Origin of the sequence: Legionella clemsonensis, assembly GCF_002240035.1 — a bacterium.
GTDB classification, from domain to species: Bacteria; Pseudomonadota; Gammaproteobacteria; order Legionellales; family Legionellaceae; genus Tatlockia; species Tatlockia clemsonensis.
This window is the reverse complement of sequence record NZ_CP016397.1, coordinates 1769938-1785470: the sequence shown is the minus strand read 5'-3', so window position 1 is coordinate 1785470 and position 15533 is coordinate 1769938. Positions and strand designations below refer to the sequence as shown.

The window sequence follows — 15533 nt, the reverse complement described above, 5'->3', positions numbered from 1 at the left end:
GAGACCCAATGAATTTGGATAATCAAATCGTTGTCATTACTGGTGGTGCATCAGGTATGGGAAGAGCTTGTGCTCAACTATTAAGTTCTCACGGCGCAAGAGTTGTTATCTGGGATAAGCAAACAGAAAATACACTTGAGAATGTAGCCTTATCTATAAACTGTGATGTCAGCTCAGCAGAAGAAGTTGAACAAGCGATCCAAACAACGATAAATGAAGTAGGTAGACCTCGAATCTGTATTAATTGTGCAGGCATCGCGCCCGCCAAACGTATGGTGAGCAAAGAGGGTGCTATGCCCTTAGCCGATTTTAAGCGAGTGATTGATATAAATTTGGTAGGCACTTTTAATGTCATGCGTGTGATTGCCGAAGCAATGACACATTTGGAGATTGACGCCAAATCACAGGAGAGAGGCGTCATTATAAATACAGCTTCAATCGCTGCCTTTGAAGGACAAATTGGGCAGATGGCATATAGCGCCTCGAAAGGAGGGGTCGTTGCAATGACATTGCCTGCAGCACGTGAACTGGCACAATTTGCGATTCGCGTTAATACGATAGCTCCAGGTCTTATTGCAACACCTTTATTATTAAATATGCCGAAAGAGCTCCAAGAGAGCTTGGCTGCAACGGTAACCTTTCCAAAGCGCTTGGGAAAACCCGAAGAATTTGCGGCGCTGGTTTTACATATTATTGAAAATACTTTAATCAATGGTGAAGTCATTCGTCTTGACGGAGCATTACGAATGCAAGCGCGCTAAGTGCTCTATTTGGAGAAATTCTAGCTTCTACAATTGTTTCTATTGCAGAAGCTAGAGGGGAGAAATGATCATGAATTTTTAAGGCACTTGTGCTTTTCATCCTCGGTGTTCTCATTAGCTGATTTTTGCGCTGAAAATTGATGAAATATGGAAGAAAATGTTGTTAACGCTTTAACAAGATGTTTGCTTGAATCCTCATTAGGCTCCAGTTTAGGCAAAGCATTCAATACACCAGTAAGGCTACTATCTTCCAGGTTTGACAAGCTGTGGAGCATTTTCTTGAGTTCCCTGGTTACTGTTTCCAACTGTTTTAACTCATCCTCCATTTTTTGTACAGCTTCAACTTGATGCTGAAGGTCATATTCTTTTTCTAATTCTGCGATTTCTCTTAAAAGAACTTTCTGTTGTTCAACAAGTTTTTTTTGCGTCCTGTTCCATCTCCCTTGGCAACGAACCATGTCATTTTGCATCTCAACAAGTTCAATTCTTTTGCTAACCAGTTGCAATTGACCGCGGAGCTGTTTAATCACAGTAGATTTTACTTCATCAAAATTATCCATCTCGATCTTGTAATTGACTAGTAGCTTATCAAGGGAATCTAATGTGTCAGCGCCTTGACGCTGTGCGACCATGGTTTTTCCTTTGCCTAAAAGTGATACAAGTCTTCTACTACAGGCGTCCATTTGAGTCATTAAAAAGGTAATTTCAGGATCAGTACGAAGTTTTTTAATGATTTTACCCAAATGTCTCTCTATAAACTCATCACTTTTTTTCTGAAAAAATTTGGCAGAAGAGGTATTTAAGTCAGGCTGCAATAGAAAGTTCAGGTGTGAATTACAATAGTCAATCTCTTCCAGGATTGACTCCTTTTCTTCCTGGGAGAATTGAGCGGTTAAACAATTCTTAAGTAAAAAACGTAGCTCTTTTAAAAACTTAACGGAATCCAGGGTCTTATCTCTGTTAGCCAATAATGCTGCTTTAAAAGGATGATTGGGTACTGACATAATGGCGTAGGCCAAAGGCAAGCCTTTTTCATTGGTCACGCAAAGTGATGCGCCATGTTTAAGGAGAATCGATAAACAATCTCCCATAGGTGATTGTTTACTATCAAGCGCAAAACAAGCATGCACAGCAGAAGGATAGACTTTATCTTTAATAGTAACCTTTTGATTAGTAAGATTAAAATGACCATGAGTTAAAGTGAAGTCTAAAAGCCCCAGGTTTTTTGTTTGTAAACTAAGATTAAGGTATTTTTCGTTAAGCAAATGATGCCAGGAAACTAATTGCTTCGCCAGATCAAACTTTCTTTCAAATAACAGGGTGGGGAAAACCTTTTCTCCAAGTGAGTAAATTTCCCGATGAAGGCGTTGCAATTCTGCAAATGTGCTTAAACTCAGCTTTTCCTTCTGATGTTTTAAGGAAAACACCTCAATTTTTGAAAGCAAATCTTCCAGTTTTTGAGCTTGGGCAGTTCTGTCCAACTGCTTGAGTAATTGTTGCTCTATAGATAATTGCCTGAGATTCTGTTCAGCTCTATCTGCCGTCTTCGTACGTTTTTTTCTTTTCGATTGAGGAGGTGTCTTATTTTCACTTAGGGAGGAGCTTATTTCTTCAACAGAATTATCCTCTTCTGTCTCAAAAAAATCTTCTTGTATGAGTTCCGTCGGAGGGTGTAGAGCGTCAGCACTGGAAATAGCTGTTGACTCCGCTGCAAGTGTTTTTTGGATGTTTCGAAAAAAGCGCAGCTTATTTAAATAAAGATTATGTGTAACTAAAGGAGCTAGAGCCTTCAACACATCACAAATAGATTCCAGTTTGTTGCAGTACTCTTCTGAAGATTCTTCCTGTCCCTGAAATAGTTCCGCTGCTTCTTTTTCAAGTTTGTAAAAATCTTCTTCCAATTGTTCAATAATTTTATGTTGCTCTTTTCTTAAGCTAGCGATAACAGGTTTCACATAAGTTATTGCTAAATTAATCAAGTCATTGTCTAGCTGACCTGTTTCAATTGGAATATATTTATTTTCCTCTTCTTCTTTGGCAAAGACTGCATTCATGGTAAGTTCGTCGTTTGCATCAAAATACACATGAAGACGAAAAATTTCTCCCCCATCGTCGGTAAAATAAGCGGTGTAATGGTATTGACTTAACTGAGGATTATTAAGTTTTTCTGTTTCATAAATGCTAATATGGTGATTCAGTAGTTCATAGGCTTGATTGTTAACTCTTAAAAATACAGGTTCATTGAGTAATAATTCGAGCCGATAATACTGGTTGTTTTCTTTATTGGTATCAAGAGTGATTTTTTTACATTCAGGAATAAGAGTATTCCTTGTAAAACGGGAATTGAGAAAATTAAAGAGCGTGTTCTTGGCCATGAGTACATTCTGTCTATTGAGGTGGACAGAGTATACTCATAAATACTCATGATGTGCAATTATTGATTATAATTCTCAAAAACTATTTTTTTTGTTTCTCAATTATGCTTTTTGGTAATTGTTCGAGTCATTGGATGATTTTATTCCACCAGAGGCAGTATAAACACTGGTGGTATTTTCAGGAACTTGGCCTGTGATAGTATTAATAATTTCCTGACGTGTATAGATATTGCTAGTAATCACTTGTCCATTAACCGCATTTAATTCACGACAAAGGATTAATTTTTCAGCAAGTTTTGCATTTAAAATCTGAACATGAGCTGCTTCCTGGGTAGAGCATTGAGCTAAGAAGTCTTTGAGCGATTCCTTGGCTGATTTGACTTGCAGGTCTACTCCCAATAAATCGGTTCGCTGTTGAGTGATTTGTTCAAGTTGATTAGAGACCATTTGCTTTTGATTTGCCAAGGATTCCAGCAAGTCAAACTGGCGAGTGATTAGTGCATTTTTTTCTTCTTCTAAAAGCGCAATAAGTTGCTCAACAAAATTTATTTCCTGTTCTAAGATTTGAATAAGTTGAATGGGTTTTGCGTCAGTCATCTATAAAAATCCTTTTAATAGGCGGACCCAGGGAATCAGAACATTTCAGTATCTTGAAACATGGTATCGGCAATTTGTTTACTATTAATTTGATAGCGGCCAGTGGCCAGTTCTTCTTTAAAAAATTCAACGCGTTTATTATCAACTTCTGGAGCGCTTAAAATAAATTCTTTTAACTTATTAAGTTGTTTGGAAATGGCGCTAAAATTCACTTGATTACTCTCGTCAGATTGTGAATCTGAAATAACAGCCTTGCTGCGTTGCTGTAGTCGACTCTCAGTATCTAATATTTTAAAAGGATTGGAGTCATTAATTGGATTTACCATAACATTACTCTCAATTGCGCTCATAATCGTTATCGGCTCCTTTAGCTGAAATCTTTAGAATAATTCGTATTTTTATAAACCTATATCATATTTTCACTTAAAGTGAAACTCGAACTTGTCTTTTAGCGCTCACCTGGGCTTCGATAATTTTTTTTGAAGAGAGATTTTTTACACGAATTAAGTCACCATCGGCCCCATCATTTAAAGCAATTCCTTCCATACTTACACTGAAATTTTCACTTAAAGCCTGAATGGCAATTCGCTCTCCCTTGTGGACGAGAGGTTCGGCTCGCAAAAGATGAGGAGTAATTACGCCTCCCTGAGCAATATTTGTTTTACAAATTTGATTAATAACGTCACTAACTTTATTAAAATACCCTTGCTTTAGCTGACTAATATCTATTTCCTGAGTTTCCAGATCATCCTCAGTGATTAAAGTTCCTTTGATTAATGGATGCTTTGCTGTAACGACAAGTTTTTGCACGATAATTTTTACTGGTACAAACAGTGTCCAGCGATTATTTGTTTCCTGACATTTAATGCCCAGGGTATTGGCGCGTATCGCAGGAACTTGATAAGGATTAAACACTTCAAGATGATTTTCCTGACAGGTTTTTAATTTAAGCCTTGGGTCAATTTGGTCAACTGCTACCTGAATTTTGCTATCCTGCTGAGTGGCGAGTGAGGCAAGAACATAGTTTTCAATTTTTTGTTTAAGCAGATCGAGCGATTGAATGCTCTCTGTAGCCTGTAGAGTAGGGTGGGTAATCAATAGGAAAAAAGCTAGAATAACCTGTTTCATTGCGGTAATCTCATTAGTCAAAACACCGTGGTTAAGCAAAATGTGGGCCAACTTAGGAGGTGAGATGTTTTTATATCGACTTCTTTTGATTTTCTTGGGATGGGGATTTTTCCTATACTCCTATTCGGCCAGTCATCATCCTCAAGAATTTTTAGAATCAATTAAAGGACAACCTGATGAAGGTAAACAAATTGTTGAGCATTTCTGCGCGAACTGCCATGCTGTTAAACCACTGATAGCCATTGGTGCTCCTCGCATTGAACAAAAAGAAGATTGGGAAATCCGCCTCAGTCAGGGTATAAGGCGTTTATTTCAACATACGGAAGAGGGATTGAATGCAATGCCACCACGTGGTGGATGTTTTGAGTGTTCCGATGAGCAGTTAATGTTAGCAATAGAAGCGATGTTGCCTCCAGACCTAAAGAGAAAATTTATTCTTAACAAAAAGAACATAAAATAATCAAATAGTTAAAAATTTTTATCAAAAAAGCTAAATTTATTCAAAATCCTCCCGATAACATTAAAAAAAGAGGGAGGGTTAACCAATGAAAAAACAACTTCTCATTGGGCCACTGTGTGCATTAACGGTCGGTTGTGCGATGGATAGAGATTCAGTCGTAGACGATGCTGGCCATGTTCACTATACAAGGAGTTTTGCTTCGGATACCAAAGGTAGTTTCCATTTTCCAGAGAAAAGAGCTGCTACTGGTCGAAAAGTATTTATTTTTGATCCTAAAGCAACCGCATGGGCTGCCTATGATGCGGAAGGAAATCGCGTTAAAACAGGTAGCGCCTCTGGAGGCAAAGACTTTTGTGAAGACGTTGGTAGACCTTGCCGCACTGTAACAGGAACTTTCCGAGTTTATTCTAAGAAAGGGGAGGATTGTACTTCCAGCCTTTATCCCATTGAAACTAATGGTGGGGCAAAAATGCCTTATTGTATGCATTTTAACGGCGGATACTCTATTCATGGTGCCTATGAAGTACCTAATTGGAATGCAAGCCATGGATGTATTCGTGTATTACCTGGCGCGGCTAAATGGTTAAACCAAGAGTTCATGGATATTGGTACCACTGTAATTGTGAAGCCTTATTAAATGAGGTTCACTGCATCTTGAAGGAAAACTGCGAACACTGTTTTAACTCGATTTCAGCAATGCGTTACTTAAGTTTAACTGTGTTCGCAGATTATTTAGTCACCGTATTCTGGTTTTGCATAGGAGAGAAATAGAATCGGGTCATTGCGAGCATCAGCGAAGCAATCTAGTACGATCTTTAGCAAGGCTTCTTTCTGGATTGCTTCACTTCGTTCGCAACGACGCCATTAAAAATATTATCTGTGCAAAGCACATCGTGCATAAAACTATCAGGTTTTAGAATCAAGAATATTTTTTAGTAAACGGTTTACGTCTTCTGGATTAGCTTGTCCTTTCATCTTCTTCATTACCTGGCCGACAAAAAAAGCCAATAGCTTGTTTTTACCTGCACGATAATCAGCCACTTGTTGTGGGTATTGATGGATAGTTGTCTTAACAGCTTCATCAAGTAAATTAGCATCTATGGTTTGTGAAAATCCCTCACGTTCAATGATTTCATCCACATCATTTTCTCCAGCCCACAACCGTGTGAAAATTTCCTTCGCAATGTTGGCAGAAATAGTTTTTTGGCTTAAATGGTTAAGCAATTGAGCTATGGATGAAGGAGAGACTGGGGAGTTTTTAAAATCAAGGTTGGCGTCATTAAGAGCTGCTGCATGAGTGCCTTTAAGCCAGTTAATAATCATTTTTTCATCGGCAATAGTTTGTGCTTTTACTGCCTGAAAGAAATTATAGTGTGCAGGTGAGGCTAATAAGAAGTTAATATCTTCGTGGTTGAAAAGTTTATTTTTAAGAAACGTTTGCTTAATTTCTTCCGGTAAAAGGGGCATGGTTTGTTTGATTTTTTCCAAATCCGCTTCACTAATATATAGAGGCAAGAGGTCTGGATCGGGGAAATAACGGTAATCGTTTTCATTTTCTTTGCTGCGAAGGGGATAAGTTGCATTGGTGTCTGGGCTATATAATCGTGTTTCCTGCGCAATGGCTTGACCATTTTCTAATAAATCTTGATGCCGGGCCTGTTCATAGGCAATCGCTTTTTCAATAAATCGAAAGGAATTTAAATTTTTAAGCTCAGTTCTAACCCCAAGTTGCTCAGAACCTTTGGGCTTAAGCGAAATGTTAACATCGCAGCGAAAAGAACCTTCCTGCATGTTTCCATCGCAAATTCCAAGAAAGCGAACCAGCTGATGTAATTTTTTTAAATAGGCCACCGCTTCTTCAGCGGAAAAAAGACAAGGTGCCGTCACTATCTCTAATAGAGGAGTTCCTGCACGGTTTAAATCAATTCCACTGTAATTAGAAAAGACGTCATGGAGCGATTTCCCCGCATCCTCTTCCAAATGGGCTCGAACAATAGGTACTTTTTTGTCTCTATTGTCATCCAATTCAACCATTAAATAACCATGTGAGACAATAGGGGCTTGAAATTGGCTTATTTGATAACCCTTGGGCAAATCTGGATAAAAATAATTCTTACGCTCGAAATAAGAATGTGTGTTAATTTGGGCATGGATAGCCAGCCCAAATTGAATGGCCATATAAACTGCTTTTTGATTAAGGACAGGCAAAACACCAGGTAATCCTGCATCGATAAAGCTGGTTTGCGAGTTGGGTGGGGCACCAAATGCAGTTGCCGCCGAAGAAAACAACTTTGACGTTGTTTTTAATTGCGCGTGAACTTCAAGACCTATCACTGTATCCCATGCCATAAATCACCCTTTGTAGGTTGGTCTGGCCTGGTGCCAGTCAGTACACTGTTGATAATAATGAGCCATGTTAAGAAGTTTCGCTTCATCAAAATAATTGCCAATCAATTGCATGCCTATTGGCAAACCTTCACTAAAACCTGCAGGGATTGAAAGTGCAGGTAACCCTGCCAAATTGGCGGCCACAGTAAAAACATCTGCTAAATAATTTTGTACTGGATCATTAATTTTTTCACCTATCTTAAAAGCACAGGTAGGGGTGGTGGGGCCTAAGATAATATCAACTTGACGTAAGGTATCTTGCAGTTCAAGTTGAATTAATCGCCTTATTTTTAAAGCTTGTAAATAATAAGCCTCAAAATAACCCGAAGAGAGCACATGGGTGCCTGTCAAAATTCGACGTTTGACTTCCTCGCCAAACCCTTCATTACGTGAATTAACAATCAATTCGCGTACGGATGCAGTTTTTGCGCTGCGATGCCCAAAACGTATGCCATCATAACGTGATAAATTGGATGAGGCTTCGGCACAGGCAATGACATAATAACAAGAAACCCAAAGCGGTTGCAGTGATAAATCAAGCTCAATAATTTCAACCCCAGCCTGTTGAAAAATTTTAACAGCCTCGTGTATGGCCGCCTGGATGGCTCTGTTGACTTCTGGTTGAAAAAAACAGGACGGTAAGCCAATTTTTAATCCTTTGAGAGGATGAGACAAGCTTAAGGCATAATTGGGTAAGGAATAATTAACAGACGTAGAGTCTTTATTATCAAAGCCTGCCATTGCCTGTAAAATAATGGCAAGATCTTCCGCACTACGGGCCATAGGTCCTGCATGGTCGAGACTGGAGGCAAAAGCAACCATACCGAACCTGGAAATTAAACCATAGGTAGGTTTTATACCGGAAATACCACAAAAAGCGGCAGGTTGTCTAATAGAACCCCCAGTGTCAGAGCCTGTAGCGAAGGGAACAAGTCCGGCTGCTACGGCTGCAGCAGAACCTCCGGAGGAGCCTCCCGGAACCCGGCTCGTGTCCCAGGGATTGCGAACGGGGCCAAAATAGCTGTTTTCATTTGCCGAGCCCATGGCAAACTCATCCATATTGGTTTTCCCTACGACGACTGCACCTTCTTTTTCAAGTCGCGAGACGATAGTCGCTGGATAAGGAGACTGAAAAGAAGCCAACATTTTTGAGCCACAGGTCGTGGGAAATTTTAAGGTACAGAAAAGATCTTTATGTGCCATGGGTATGCCCGTTAAAGACATGCCCTGACCTGTGTGAAGCAATTTATCAGCCTGCGATGCAGCGTTTAAAGCGTTCTCTTCACTAATCGTTATAAAAGCGTTGAGAGATTTATTCTGCTCAATACGACGTAGAAAATATTGGGTTAATTCAACACTTGAAAATTTTCCATGCTGCAAACCATAAGACAATTCTTTTAGAGAATAATGATGCATCTGCTATTGTCCTGACTCAATTACTTTGGGAACCAGATACAAATTCTCTTCGAAAAGTGGTGCAATCTCTTCCAATTGCCTGGTACAGTCTTGCTCATGCACTTCATCTGGTCTTAAACGTTGATGCAAATCAAAAGGATGAAACAGTGGGGCAATCCCCGTTGTATCGACCTGCCTTAATTGTTCAACAAAATCCATGATGGCATTCATTTCTTCAGCCAATTTTGTATTTTCACTGGTCTCTGCGTCCAGATAAGCAAGCTGTTCAATGTTTTTTAAATCATCGTTTGTAATTGCCATTTTTTTCCAGAAAAGCCATCTTTCAGGGGACTAAGATACATTTTTTTCGCAAATGATAAAAGAAAAAACTTAAAGGACATTGCTCCGTTTAAGAATATTGGATATGCAAGTTTAGTTATATGTAGACAAGTAACTACGTTTATTCTAATATTGTAGTTACGTAGCTACAGAGAGATGATCATGACAATTTCAACATTTACTAGCCGTGAGTTTAATCAAGATGTCAGTAAAATAAAGAAAGCAGCAGCACAAGGCCCTGTTTTTATTACTGATAGAGGACATCCAGCCCATGTACTTTTAACAATCGAAGCCTATTTAAAATTATCTAAAACTAAAGAAACTATCGTTGACTTATTAGCTATGCCTGATGCGACAGATATTGAGTTTGAAGCACCCAAAATAAAAGGAATTTATCATATAGAGGAGTTTGATTAATGTATTTAATGGATACCAATGTTGTATCTGAAATAAGAAAAGGTACAAGAGCTAATGGTAATGTAATATCATGGGCTAAAACAGCTTCTACAGCCTCTTTATTCCTATCAGTAATTAGCATACTAGAAATAGAAATCGGAATTTTACAGAAAGAACGTCAAGACCCATCTCAAGGCGCTATTTTACGTACCTGGCTTAGTTCTCATGTACTTCCTGCTTTTTCAGAGCGCATTATAAACATTGATATTGTAGTAGCCCAACGATGTGCAAAAATTCATATTCCACGGCGCTCAGAAAGAGATGCCTTAATTGCTGCTACAGCGTTAGTTCATGGATTTGTGGTAGTAACAAGGAATGTCAAAGATTTTGAAGAAACCGGAGTAGAACTCCTTAACCCTTGGGAAATCAAAAACTAAACGAATACCTTGCAGAGCCCCTGTTTTACAGTAGAATGGTTTACCATGGTTTTGGATGGGTGCATTATGTTAGAGCAGGTAAAAACGGCAGGTGATATTTATATTGAGTATGAACAGCATGGTTTGGCTTATGAAAATGCCATAGAACCGCTTCTTGAGCGTCTGGATACTCAAAGAGGTGCATTATTTGCGTCGAGTTTTGAATACCCAGGGCGTTATACTTGCTGGGACATTGGTTTTTATAATCCTCCACTCGCAATAATTTGCAAGGCTCATACCATCCAATTACAGGCACTGAACAAACGCGGCGAAGTCCTTTTGGAAATTATCCACCCTGTTTTATCGGGTTGCGATGAATTATCAATTACAGGACATTCAGGACAACGTTGCACTATCGAAGTGAAACCTGGAAAAAAAATATTCAGCGAGGAAGAGCGAAGTCATCAGCCTTCAGTGTTTACCGTATTGCGCAAATTACTGGCCTTTTTCAAATCCGATGAACCTTATTTAGGGTTTTATGGGGCTTTTGGCTATGATTTAATTTTTCAATTTGAGACTTTGGAGCAATGCAAACCTCGAGCGCAAGAGCAGCGTGAGATGGTATTATATCTTCCAGATGAAATTTATGTGGTGAATCATCGTAAGGAAGAAGCCTTTATTCGGCGTTATAATTTTCAATTTCAAGGTAAATCAACGCAGGCTTTACCACGAGAGGGGGAATTTAAAAATTATAAGCCAGAGCTAAAACCTGCGAAAAATTGTGACCATGTGTCAGGCGAATATGCCAACCTGGTAGAGGTTGCTAAACAACGTTTTGCCTGTGGCGATCTATTTGAAGTAGTTCCCAGTCAGACTTTTTATGCGCATTGTCCTGAACAACCCTCTGCTATATTCAGTCGTATGCGCCGTCTTAATCCTTCTCCCTATGGATTTTTTATTAATCTAGGAGAAGAGGAGTACTTGGTAGGGGCGTCACCGGAAATGTATGTGCGTGTACAGGGCAAACGGGTAGAAACCTGCCCTATTTCTGGCACTATAAAACGCGGTGCTGATGCAATAGAAGATGCCCACAATATTCAACTTCTTCTCGAGTCGGAAAAAGAGGCTTCTGAGCTAACCATGTGTACTGATGTTGACCGAAATGACAAATCGAGAATTTGCGAGGCTGGCAGTGTACGCGTTTTAGGACGCCGGCAAATTGAAATGTACTCCCGTCTCATCCATACCGTTGATCATGTAGAAGGCATTTTACGGGAGGGTTTTGATGCGGTGGATGCCTTCCTTACGCATATGTGGGTGGTCACCGTAACCGGTGCCCCCAAAGTTTGGGCGCTGAAGTTTATTGAAGAACATGAAAAATCACCACGACGCTGGTATGCGGGGGCTGTCGGTTGGTTCGGTTTTAACGGTAACTTAAACACAGGGCTTGTTTTACGAACCATGCGTATACAACAAGGAATTGCTGAGATTCGTGTCGGAGCAACTTTACTGTTTGATTCGGATCCTCAAGCTGAGGAGCAGGAAACGCGTTTAAAAGCATCCGCATTTTTAGAGATGTTACAAAAGCCTGAAGCTAAATTAACCGCTGCTTCTTGTTTAACGACCAATGGCTTGGGTAAACGCGTTTTGCTAGTGGACCATCAAGATTCGTTTGTGCATACTTTAGCGAATTATATACGTCAAACCGGTGCTGAAGTAGTTACGGTGCGTAATGATCATGCGTTGGAGTATTTGAAAAGCGAGCCTTTTGATTTGGTCCTTTTATCACCAGGTCCTGGGAGGCCTGCTGATTTTAAAGTCTCAGAAACTATTGATGTCATCCTTAAAAATAAGTTACCTTTATTTGGTGTTTGTTTGGGGTTACAAGGGATTGTCGAGTATTTTGGCGGTAAACTGGATACCTTAAGTTATCCTATGCATGGAAAAGCTTCTGAGATTGAGGTTAAAAATAATGCCGGTCTTTTTGCAGGATTAGGTTCTTCGTTTACCGCCGGTCGTTATCATTCGCTTTATGCTCGGTTGGAACAGTTGCCTGCGGAGCTTGAAGTAACTGCCCTTAGCAAAGATGGGATTGTAATGGCAATTGCACATCGTTCCCTCCCAATCCAGGCTGTGCAATTTCATCCGGAAACTATTCTTTCCATGCCAAATCAAGCCGGGTTAAAAATAATAAATAACCTCATGGGAATGATTGGTAGCAATGCGTAATAAAATTTTAACGCTCTATTTTATAGCCATTATCCTCGGTATTCTTACCGGGATAGTAGGATCTTTTTTTCAGTTGGCGGTGCAGTATGGCTATCATTTGGTTGTTTCGATTGTACAAACTGCACACACAGAGGCTGGTAAAACGTTAGTATCGATTGCGATTTCAACTGCCTTAATTTTTCTTGCCTGGCTTTTAGTGAGGGGGTTTGCTCCGGAGGCTTCAGGTAGTGGCGTACAAGAAATTGAAGGAACTCTATTGCATGAGCGTCCCATTTTTTGGCGACGTTTGTTGCCGGTGAAATTTATTGGTGGTGTGATGGCTATCACCGCTAAAATGGTGCTTGGACGTGAAGGACCCACCATTCAAATGGGTGGGAACCTTGGTGAGATGCTGGGCGAGTTTTTCCGTTTATCGCCAAAGCGTTGCGATGCATTAATAGCAGCAGGTGCTGCTGCTGGATTGGCCACCGCTTTTAACGCGCCATTGGCGGGTGTCCTTTTTGTGTTGGAGGAAATGCGCCGTCAATTTAATTTTTCCTTTACAAACTTTAAGACGGTAGCGATTTGCTGTGTAATGGCCACCATTACTTTGCATTTTATTATTGGTCCGCAACCCGCTATCCCCATGTCAGTATTTTCTTTACCTAGTTTAAGCTCCCTCTGGCTTTTTTTCATTTTTGGCATTTTAATTGGTTTTGTTGGGCTTTATTTTAATAAAATTTTAATGGCTACGTTGGCTGCAACGGATAAATTGTCGACTAACCTGCGAATGATATATGTCTTATTGATCGGTGTGCTTGTTGGATTTTTGGCACAACATTTTCCTGAAACCGTGGGCGGGGGTTATGAGATTATTGAGCGTTCATTGACTATGACGCCTTCTTTCACCGTTTTATGGCTTTTAATTTTTATTCGATTTGCTACAACAATGATTTGTTACTCTTCCAGTGTTCCTGGAGGGATTTTTGCCCCGATGCTTGCTTTGGGTACTTTATTAGGCTTAGCTACTGCTGGTATTCTTCATTATGTGATTGATGATGTCACGGTTCAACCGGGTATGTTTGCTGTAGCTGGGATGGGCGCTTTATTTTCAGCTGCAGTTCGGGCACCAGTTACAGGTATTATTCTGGTAGTAGAGATGACACAAAACTATTCTTTAATTTTACCACTGATGGTGAGTTGTTTAACATCAACTACTATTGTACAGTTGGCGGGTAATAAACCCATATATACCCAACTGTTAGCGCGCACCTTAAAAAAAAGCCAAACAGTTGTTGCCAGTAAGTATAAATAGCGTCTTTCAGCATGTGCCGTAAAAATTTGTCCTAAATTGGAGTAGGAAAAAAATGCCCCAAAGTAACAAAGGTAATAAGGTTATCATTAAAACAGTGCGAAAAGGTGGAATCGCAAATCTCGTAAATAAAGGACAGGAACTTTTTACAAAAATCGTGGAGTACGGAAAGGGAGTCGGCAATCTTTATCGTTTGATTATAAATCACAATGCTGTCCAAGACCCGAATGCTTTTCATAAATTGCTAGAAGAGCAATACAGTAAAATTTCAAATGACACGCTTAAGGTATTAACGATACCTATTTTCTCTCCCACCAAATCTCAAGTGTATGACCGAGTGGTTGCTATTGGTAATCCGGTAATCCTGCAAGCACTTCGCCGCATACCGCGTGCTGAAACAGTTTCCCCTTCCTATTTTGAAACACATCCAGATACTCCCAAAATAAGTGGGGGCAGGGCGTTTGGTTCAGTACTTGAAGCGATAGGCATGGGAATTTTAAGTGCAGATAGTGAAATACACACACCTTTTATACAGGAAATGATTTCTACCCTCACGATTAAGTCAATTGAGGACAATGAAAATCAGTTTTCAGACAATAAGTATAAAAAAAGATTTATTCAAGTCATTAAAGAGGAAACGGCGCAATTAGTCGCAGCAATACGTAATGCTGCAGAGTCTAGCCAAGACGAGATTTGTTATGTTGATTTTCGCTTTTATGCATTGAAAATCTTTTTAAGAGGATTTTATCCTCATGCTAATTGGCAAGACCGCTGGATAAATGAACTTTCCCAAGAAATTGAAACAGTCTCCGATTTGGCGTTTAAATGCATGGTAAACCCCCATGCTGATCTAAACACGTTGCGTGCTGAGGCTAATAAACGTTTAAGTGCCTACATTGACAGAATCATGTTAGAAGACCAAACGTTTTATCTGCGTGAATCCTATGTAAAAAGTATTGATAAAGAAATTTTAAGACAAATTATTGTGTCCCTGCTTTTTGCCGGTGGCGACAATATTAAGAAATATTTAGATCATGTTTTTGTGGAATTTGGTAATGACAAAATTCGTGAACGGTATTTGTCTAAAACTCCCACAGCAGAAGCGCTTAAGTTATACATTACAGAAGTGGGGCGATTGTATACAACAATTTATGCCCAACCTGGTGAAGCGTTGGAAGACTTTATAATCGAGTATAAGGACGAAACAATCCCTATTAAAGCCGGGGACAAACTTCATTACAGCACCTGGATTGCCAATCGCGACCCACAAGAGTGGGGACCTTTTGCCAATGAATTTAAACCCGAAGAGAATCAACAACACTATAACAGGTTGCAACCCTTGGCTACCTTTGGTGATGGTTCTCGTGTATGCCGAGGAAAATCAATTACTTTGGCAATTATTGAATACTTAACTGCCAAAGTGCTCGAGGAGTTTAGATGGAAATCTTATGTGGACGGGCAAGACAATAGTCATCCTACTGAATTTAACTTTAATAATGGCGTGCAAGGAAAACCAGGTTTCATCTTTATGGCAGTAAAAAAACAACAGTTGGAGAGGGATAGCCCGACCAGCGAGATGATAGAAAGTAATCAGCTTTCACATTGGCGTATAACTGGAAATTCAGACGGCGTGGCAAGTAAACTAGGAAAGTTTAAACAGCCGCTACAAATACCGGATAATTTGTCAACCCAACAGCACGAGCTTTCATTTACCTATAATTAAACTCTCTACATGCCGCACATTATATGCGGTATAGA

15 protein-coding genes are annotated in these 15533 nt (G+C 39.7%); 8 read left to right on the top strand and 7 right to left on the bottom strand.

Annotated elements, in window-relative coordinates:
- The first annotated feature begins 8 nt into the window (after positions 1-8).
- Positions 9-761 (top strand): SDR family NAD(P)-dependent oxidoreductase, encoded by a 753-nt coding sequence (locus clem_RS07715; protein ID WP_094091106.1) that lies wholly within the window; start codon positions 9-11, stop codon positions 759-761.
- 68 nt (positions 762-829) lie between these two features.
- Here the strand turns inward: clem_RS07715 and clem_RS07710 are convergent, their stop codons facing one another.
- From clem_RS07710 to flgA, 4 genes are all read right to left on the bottom strand, one after another.
- Positions 830-3136, bottom strand: a complete 2307-nt coding sequence (locus clem_RS07710) for a hypothetical protein (protein WP_094091105.1) — start codon at positions 3134-3136, stop codon at positions 830-832.
- Positions 3137-3238: 102 nt separating this feature from the next.
- Complete coding sequence (locus tag clem_RS07705) at positions 3239-3733, bottom strand: flagella synthesis protein FlgN (RefSeq protein WP_094091104.1); 495 nt, start codon at positions 3731-3733, stop codon at positions 3239-3241.
- A gap of 35 nt (positions 3734-3768) precedes the next feature.
- On the bottom strand, positions 3769-4083 hold the full coding sequence (flgM, locus tag clem_RS07700) for a flagellar biosynthesis anti-sigma factor FlgM (RefSeq protein ID WP_094091103.1): 315 nt from the start codon (positions 4081-4083) through the stop codon (positions 3769-3771).
- 73 nt (positions 4084-4156) lie between these two features.
- On the bottom strand, positions 4157-4861 hold the full coding sequence (flgA, locus tag clem_RS07695; protein ID WP_094091102.1) for a flagellar basal body P-ring formation chaperone FlgA: 705 nt from the start codon (positions 4859-4861) through the stop codon (positions 4157-4159).
- Positions 4862-4925: 64 nt separating this feature from the next.
- On the opposite strand from flgA, the gene clem_RS07690 reads away from it, so the two are divergent.
- Together clem_RS07690 and clem_RS07685 are read left to right on the top strand one after the other, a co-directional pair.
- A complete protein-coding gene (locus tag clem_RS07690) occupies positions 4926-5321 on the top strand; it encodes a c-type cytochrome (protein ID WP_094091101.1) in 396 nt (131 codons plus the stop codon).
- Positions 5322-5406: 85 nt separating this feature from the next.
- Positions 5407-5958: a L,D-transpeptidase gene (locus tag clem_RS07685; RefSeq protein ID WP_094091100.1), complete on the top strand. Its 552-nt coding sequence runs from the start codon at positions 5407-5409 to the stop codon at positions 5956-5958.
- 269 nt (positions 5959-6227) lie between these two features.
- Here clem_RS07685 and gatB read toward each other — a convergent pair whose 3' ends face one another.
- The 3 genes from gatB to gatC are packed head-to-tail and all read right to left on the bottom strand — an operon-like array spanning position 6228 to position 9425.
- Entirely contained in the window at positions 6228-7670 is a 1443-nt protein-coding gene (gene gatB / locus clem_RS07680; protein ID WP_094091099.1) for an Asp-tRNA(Asn)/Glu-tRNA(Gln) amidotransferase subunit GatB, read from the bottom strand.
- Positions 7671-7673: 3 nt separating this feature from the next.
- Complete coding sequence (gene gatA / locus clem_RS07675; RefSeq protein WP_094091098.1) at positions 7674-9125, bottom strand: Asp-tRNA(Asn)/Glu-tRNA(Gln) amidotransferase subunit GatA; 1452 nt, start codon at positions 9123-9125, stop codon at positions 7674-7676.
- A 3-nt stretch (positions 9126-9128) separates the two neighbouring features.
- Positions 9129-9425, bottom strand: a complete 297-nt coding sequence (gatC, locus tag clem_RS07670) for an Asp-tRNA(Asn)/Glu-tRNA(Gln) amidotransferase subunit GatC (protein ID WP_094091097.1) — start codon at positions 9423-9425, stop codon at positions 9129-9131.
- 180 nt (positions 9426-9605) lie between these two features.
- On the opposite strand from gatC, the gene clem_RS07665 reads away from it, so the two are divergent.
- The 5 genes from clem_RS07665 (at position 9606) to clem_RS07645 (ending at position 15498) form a co-directional block, all read left to right on the top strand.
- Positions 9606-9860: a type II toxin-antitoxin system Phd/YefM family antitoxin gene (locus clem_RS07665; protein ID WP_094091096.1), complete on the top strand. Its 255-nt coding sequence runs from the start codon at positions 9606-9608 to the stop codon at positions 9858-9860.
- Positions 9860-10276 (top strand): type II toxin-antitoxin system VapC family toxin, encoded by a 417-nt coding sequence (locus clem_RS07660; RefSeq protein WP_094091095.1) that lies wholly within the window; start codon positions 9860-9862, stop codon positions 10274-10276. Before clem_RS07665 ends, clem_RS07660 begins: the two co-directional genes overlap by 1 nt.
- A gap of 66 nt (positions 10277-10342) precedes the next feature.
- Positions 10343-12484 (top strand): anthranilate synthase component I, encoded by a 2142-nt coding sequence (locus clem_RS07655; protein WP_094091094.1) that lies wholly within the window; start codon positions 10343-10345, stop codon positions 12482-12484.
- Positions 12477-13778, top strand: coding sequence for a H(+)/Cl(-) exchange transporter ClcA (gene clcA / locus clem_RS07650; protein ID WP_094091093.1), 1302 nt, complete (start codon positions 12477-12479; stop codon positions 13776-13778). The genes clem_RS07655 and clcA overlap by 8 nt, the downstream gene beginning before the upstream one ends.
- A gap of 52 nt (positions 13779-13830) precedes the next feature.
- Positions 13831-15498, top strand: a complete 1668-nt coding sequence (locus clem_RS07645; protein WP_094091092.1) for a cytochrome P450 — start codon at positions 13831-13833, stop codon at positions 15496-15498.
- Positions 15499-15533: the final 35 nt, after the last annotated feature.

Excerpts from the sequence above, each read along its gene's own strand:
- clem_RS07715 (WP_094091106.1), top strand. The coding sequence starts at position 9 with ATGAATTTGGATAATCAAATCGTTGTCATTACTGGTGGTGCATCAGGT.
- clem_RS07710 (WP_094091105.1), bottom strand. The coding sequence starts at position 3,136 with ATGGCCAAGAACACGCTCTTTAATTTTCTCAATTCCCGTTTTACAAGG.
- clem_RS07705 (WP_094091104.1), bottom strand. The coding sequence starts at position 3,733 with ATGACTGACGCAAAACCCATTCAACTTATTCAAATCTTAGAACAGGAA.
- flgM (WP_094091103.1), bottom strand. The coding sequence starts at position 4,083 with ATGAGCGCAATTGAGAGTAATGTTATGGTAAATCCAATTAATGACTCC.
- flgA (WP_094091102.1), bottom strand. The coding sequence starts at position 4,861 with ATGAAACAGGTTATTCTAGCTTTTTTCCTATTGATTACCCACCCTACT.
- clem_RS07690 (WP_094091101.1), top strand. The coding sequence starts at position 4,926 with ATGTTTTTATATCGACTTCTTTTGATTTTCTTGGGATGGGGATTTTTC.
- clem_RS07685 (WP_094091100.1), top strand. The coding sequence starts at position 5,407 with ATGAAAAAACAACTTCTCATTGGGCCACTGTGTGCATTAACGGTCGGT.
- gatB (WP_094091099.1), bottom strand. The coding sequence starts at position 7,670 with ATGGCATGGGATACAGTGATAGGTCTTGAAGTTCACGCGCAATTAAAA.
- gatA (WP_094091098.1), bottom strand. The coding sequence starts at position 9,125 with ATGCATCATTATTCTCTAAAAGAATTGTCTTATGGTTTGCAGCATGGA.
- gatC (WP_094091097.1), bottom strand. The coding sequence starts at position 9,425 with ATGGCAATTACAAACGATGATTTAAAAAACATTGAACAGCTTGCTTAT.
- clem_RS07665 (WP_094091096.1), top strand. The coding sequence starts at position 9,606 with ATGACAATTTCAACATTTACTAGCCGTGAGTTTAATCAAGATGTCAGT.
- clem_RS07660 (WP_094091095.1), top strand. The coding sequence starts at position 9,860 with ATGTATTTAATGGATACCAATGTTGTATCTGAAATAAGAAAAGGTACA.
- clem_RS07655 (WP_094091094.1), top strand. The coding sequence starts at position 10,343 with ATGTTAGAGCAGGTAAAAACGGCAGGTGATATTTATATTGAGTATGAA.
- clcA (WP_094091093.1), top strand. The coding sequence starts at position 12,477 with ATGCGTAATAAAATTTTAACGCTCTATTTTATAGCCATTATCCTCGGT.
- clem_RS07645 (WP_094091092.1), top strand. The coding sequence starts at position 13,831 with ATGCCCCAAAGTAACAAAGGTAATAAGGTTATCATTAAAACAGTGCGA.